At 58.0% G+C, this 4,963-nt stretch carries 5 protein-coding genes; 2 read left to right on the top strand and 3 right to left on the bottom strand.

Annotated elements, in window-relative coordinates:
• Positions 1–31: 31 nt before the first annotated feature.
• The gene (locus tag HUJ17_RS09900) at positions 32–217 is read right to left on the bottom strand and encodes a DUF2892 domain-containing protein (protein WP_290510541.1); all 186 of its coding nucleotides are present in this window, start codon (positions 215–217) and stop codon (positions 32–34) included.
• Positions 218–441: 224 nt separating this feature from the next.
• Here HUJ17_RS09900 and HUJ17_RS09895 point away from each other — a divergent pair, with 224 nt between their 5' ends.
• Complete coding sequence (locus HUJ17_RS09895) at positions 442–1,143, top strand: hypothetical protein (RefSeq protein WP_290510540.1); 702 nt, start codon at positions 442–444, stop codon at positions 1,141–1,143.
• A gap of 225 nt (positions 1,144–1,368) precedes the next feature.
• On the opposite strand, the gene HUJ17_RS09890 is transcribed toward HUJ17_RS09895, so the two are convergent.
• Positions 1,369–2,232 carry a metal-dependent hydrolase gene (locus HUJ17_RS09890; RefSeq protein WP_290510539.1) on the bottom strand — a complete coding sequence of 288 codons (864 nt, stop codon included), beginning with the start codon at positions 2,230–2,232 and terminating at the stop codon, positions 1,369–1,371.
• 276 nt (positions 2,233–2,508) lie between these two features.
• On the opposite strand from HUJ17_RS09890, the gene HUJ17_RS09885 reads away from it, so the two are divergent.
• Positions 2,509–2,928, top strand: coding sequence for a CBS domain-containing protein (locus HUJ17_RS09885; RefSeq protein WP_290510538.1), 420 nt, complete (start codon positions 2,509–2,511; stop codon positions 2,926–2,928).
• A 173-nt stretch (positions 2,929–3,101) separates the two neighbouring features.
• On the opposite strand, the gene dbpA is transcribed toward HUJ17_RS09885, so the two are convergent.
• A complete protein-coding gene (gene dbpA, locus HUJ17_RS09880; RefSeq protein ID WP_290510537.1) occupies positions 3,102–4,481 on the bottom strand; it encodes an ATP-dependent RNA helicase DbpA in 1,380 nt (459 codons plus the stop codon).
• Positions 4,482–4,963 lie beyond the last annotated feature (482 nt).

The following is a 4,963-nucleotide window of genomic DNA, read 5'->3' as shown; positions in this document are numbered from 1 at the left end:
AAGGCCGCCAATGACTGAATGGATGGGTGCCCTATTCTTTCTTGCAGGTGGAAATGCCGAACGGCAGATAGACCGGACACCAGCGGGTGGTGCCAGTGAACAGCGGGATAAGACCGATAGCACCCCACCAGCTCTGAAATACAACGCCCAAGGCGATGATGGTCACACCCGCTACTAACCGCAAAGTACGGTCTGCGTTACCCACGTTGGTTTTCATGACAGCCTCCATTTTGAATGCTTATTGCTTGAGTCTGCCCTTATTCCAACTCGCGAACATTGATCCCGGTCAGGAACCCCCGCCCACCGATCTGCCAATTGATGGGTGTCCTGTTGTTGGTTGCTGGTGTGACCGGCTTCCTTTGCATGCCATTCCTCCCTTGTTTAAAGTCGCCCCCTTTCAAGAATCATAAATATTTTCATTACCTTGATTGGGGAAAACCTGTGAAGTTACTGCATGGATTGCTTGCGATTTTTCTGCTTTCTGGCTGCGTGTCCAACAACCTGGTCCAGAAAGTTCACGAGGGGGACCTGACTTCCGAGTTTGCCGTAGTGGTGGGCTCTGTGGCCAAGAACCACAATGTGGAACCCCTGCTTGGGTATGCCATGCGGTTGGATAACCTGGATAACGATGGCCATAAGTACATAGGCGTCACTGATCCGGACAGCTGGCTTTTCCGCTCCCCGGAGCCGGATTTCGAAACCGAATACAGCCAAGGCCGGCTGTTCGCCATTCCGCTTTATGCCGGTAATCACGAGATTTCCAATTTCCGGCTGCGTCGAATCAACCGTGGCAGAATCGAGTTCCGTACCGCCAGGACCGACTTCTCTCTACCGGTGAAGATTGAACCCAACCGCTACAATTACCTGGGTGAGCTGAAACTGGTGACAGTCTCCGTACCCAGTAAGCTCGGCCGTCGCCAGTTCCCGGTATGGCTGATCACCGACGAGCAGGCCCGTGACATTGCTCTCCTCAAGGAAAAGTACCCGGAAGTCGGCGTAACGGACCCGCACAATGCCGTCCCGGATCACAAGCGCAAACCAACCCCACTGGTACTTCTTCCTGCCGAGCTCGATGAACTGGTGGAAAAAGGCGTGATAATTGAACTGGGGGAAGCGCTAGAGGCTGCGGAGCAAGAAGACTGAGACTATTTCAGGCATCAGGGCCCTTTCTGGGGCCCTGTTAGGCTGAACGAACAAACAGGCGGTGCGGCACACCTACCCCTACGGGTTAGCATGGCGGTGACTCACTGTGGCAGTGAGTCACCGCCATGCTTTATTTGCCAGACACCGGGAAATCGCATTTACACGCGTATGTTTCCCGGGCCGATCATTCGCTTGGGATTCATCACCGACGTCATCCCTCTCTGGCTAGGCAGCGCTTGATTCACGCCCTTTAGAGGACCTCGATGCCAGCCCGATCACGGCCTTGGCGTTGGCGACCAGGGCCGACGCATCCGTGTCGTTAGGGTGGAAGTTAAACCGGTAATAGGCCAGGAAATCCGGGATGAATTCCTTGTAATGATCGGCGGCAAAGGTGATGAACCGGCGCCAGGATTTCAGATTGAAAAGCTGGCCATCACGCTTCATCAGCACCAGGTGATACAAGGTCGACATCAGGGTAATCATGGCAAGGCTGAAGGTATAAACCATCACCCTGGGCAGGTAAGCATCGAGCCCCTTGCCGTACAGGTGCTGATACAGGTCATACGCCACCGCCTTGTGCTCGGTTTCTTCGATACTGTGCCAGAGCCACAGATTCCGGATGGTGTCATCACGCATCTCCTTATAGGTGCTGCGCATCATGGTTGCCACCAGCACCGCGGTGTAGTGCTCCAGACCCACCGTCACCAGCAGGTTCCATTTCTTCGGGAACAGGGTTTCGATGCTTTTGAGGATAGTCCCGGTCACTTTTTCCAGCGATTCCGGATCGAGATTGTACTGCTGCGCACTGATGTGGAAGGCATGGTGCTCCTTGGAGTGCATGGCTTCCTGGCCGATAAAGGCGCCAATGTCGCGATCCAGCTGTGAGTGTTTTTTTACACCGGGACGCAGGGCTCGTACGGAGCGCACGAAGTAGGACTCGCCTTCCGGGAACAGGGTGGACAGGCCGGTAAAGTAGTGCGTCAGGGAAGGTTCATTGTCACACCAGTACTTTGGCATGTCGGCGAAATCATAGTCCATGCGGCGTACCGGGAAGGACGGGGAAGCTGTGTTAACTGGGGAAGAAGACATAATTCACCTCTAGTTAGTTCCAAATAAGAACTGATTGACGGAGGCTATCCTGCAGCAAAAGCAAACTCAATTCCTTTTTGGAACCCACTTAATAATGGCCCGATATGAACGACTGTAAACGCCCAGTGTAAATGCCGCAGGCAGCGCCGATCCTGCAGCCTCAAATCCCCCTTCGCCCCATAGTTGGCACGGTTCCCGCAGTAATCAGGTGTAGCGGCCGGCTAGAAAGCCGGCAGAACTGTTTTGGTTTCCCCGACAGGGAAAGAGAGGTAACCCATGGATTCTGTCTCCATCAAAGACCTGATGTGCACCCGTTTTGCGACGATCCACCCGGAGATGCCGGTGGTGGAAGCCTCCAGCAATCTGATCAAGCTGGACATGCTGGGCAGCCCGGTCACCGACGCCCTCGGCACCCTGGTGGGCTGGATCAGTGAGCGCGAATGCCTGCAGGCCGCGCTGCAAGTGGTGTATCACAACCAGCGCGTGGCGACGGTCAAGGACTTGATGCAGAGCGAGGTGCTGACAGTGTCGCTGGAGGACGATGTGCTGAACCTGGCCCAGCAGATGCTCAATGCCAAACCCAAGATCTATCCGGTAGTGGATAGCGCCAACAAGGTGGTCGGCGTGATCAGCCGCCGCCATATTCTGACTATGCTGGATCAGAAGCTGGCGGAGTTGAGCAGGAAAGCCGGGTAATCCGGCTTTTCTGCTCTTTTTTAGGGCGCATCAGCGGTCTTTATTTGCACTACTAAGGTGCGATTTTTCATGGGCCATTTCGATGGCTAACAGGGTTTTCCGCTTCGGCACCGCTCTGTTCGCCATGCAAGCATAGCTCCTACAAAAGAAAGGTGGTGCCTTGGGAGCATGGACTACAGCTTCTTTACCCGCCGGTTCTTGCCCTTGATCTTGCCGCTCATTAATCGCTGTAGTGCCAGGTCGGCGCTGTCGCGTTCTATGGCAACGTAGGCCTGGTAGTCGGTGACGGTGATCTTGCCGACCTGGTTGCCGGGGATGCCGGCGTCGCCGGTGAGGGCGCCCAGGATGTCACCGGGGCGCAGTTTGTCCTTGCGGCCGGCGCCGATGCACAGGGTCACCGTGGGCGGCAACATGGGCTCGCCGGCGCGGGGTTTCAGGCTGGACACCGGGTGCCAGTTGAGCGTTTCGCCCTGCAGTTCCTCGATGGCCATGGCCCGACGGCTTTCGCGTGGAGCCACCAGGTTGATGGCCAGGCCCTTCTCCCCCGCCCGGCCGGTGCGGCCGACCCGGTGAATGTGGGTCTGCGGGTCGTGGGACAGTTCCGCGTTGATGACCATGTCCAGGCTGTCGATATCCAGCCCTCTTGCGGCCACGTCCGTGGCGACCAGGACTGACAGACTCCGGTTGGCAAAGAGAGTTAGCACTTCATCCCGCTCGCGCTGTTCCAGGTCGCTGTTCAGGGCCCTGGCGGCAAGGCCCTGCCGGCAGAGCTGGCTGACCACGTCCTGGCACTGCTGTTTGGTGACACAGAACACCACACAGCTGGTGGGCCGGAAGCAGGCGATGGCGTCGGCCACGGCTTCGTAGCGTTGCAGGGGCTCTACTTCGTAGAAGCGTTGCTCGATGCGGGTGTTGTCGTGCATGGCCGCCACTTCCACGTGTTCCGGATTGCGCATGAAGGTTTCAGCCAGTTGTTTGATGCCCGCCGGGTAGGTGGCGGAGAACAGCAGGGTCTGACGGCGGGCCGGGGTCTGGCGAATCACCTCGGCGATATCATCGAAGAAGCCCATGTCGAGCATGCGGTCCGCTTCGTCCAGCACCAGGGTGTTGAGGCCGTCCAGGCTGAGGGTGCCCTTGCTCAGGTGCTTGAGTATCCGCCCCGGGGTGCCTACCACCACCTGGGCGCCATGCTCCAGGGAGCCGATCTGCGGGCCAATGGGTTGCCCGCCACACAGGGTGAGCACCTTGATATTGCCGGCGCCGCGAGCCAGGCGACGAATCTCCGCCGCCACCTGATCCGCCAGCTCCCGGGTGGGACACAGCACCAGTGCCTGGCAGCCGTAATAGCGCAGGTTCAGCGGGTGCAGCAGACCGATGCCGAAGGCGGCGGTCTTGCCGCTACCGGTGCTGGCCTGGGCGATCACATCCCGGCCCTGCAACAGGGGCGGCAGGCTGGCCGCCTGTACCGGCGTCATGGCGGTGTAGCCCAGAGTGTCCAGGTTGGCGAGCATGTCGCCACTGAGAGGCAGGGAGGAAAACAGGGAATCAGTCACGTAAGGGCCCGGGTAGCTGGAAATCAGGCGTGCAGTGTACCAACTGTTGGGCCGGGGGCGATGGATTTCAGAGGGTCTCCGGTTTTACCGGCTTCAGCGGTGGTTGTTCGCCTTGCGAGCAAGGCGCCAGCGGGGCGGAGTTTTGTCCGTATCAAAAACGGGGTAGACAAGTGAGGTGTTGTCATTCTAGTCTTGTAAACACATGTACACTTACATGTGTGCACATTTGTGCGTCCCCGATTGTATGCCTTGAGAGGCATTCCGTTGGGATTGCGTAAAACAGGTTGGCCAGCCCGCCCCGCACAGGCGGATACTGAATCCACCCTGACCCTACGCGCTACGACAACAGAACAGACAAAACGGATGATGGCGGGCAGCCCTTGCTGCCTGCCGCCAGCCTGGTTCGCCAGGCGAGCTAAACCTCACATAATGACAACGACCGAGGAACCGTTATGCGTCAACCCGCCCAGCCTGAGCCAGGT

The sequence above is a fragment of the Alcanivorax sp. genome, assembly GCF_014762765.1.
In the GTDB taxonomy this organism is placed as follows: Bacteria; Pseudomonadota; Gammaproteobacteria; order Pseudomonadales; family Alcanivoracaceae; genus Alcanivorax.
The sequence above is the reverse complement of the archived record's forward strand: the minus strand, read 5'-3'. Positions and strand labels throughout refer to the sequence as shown.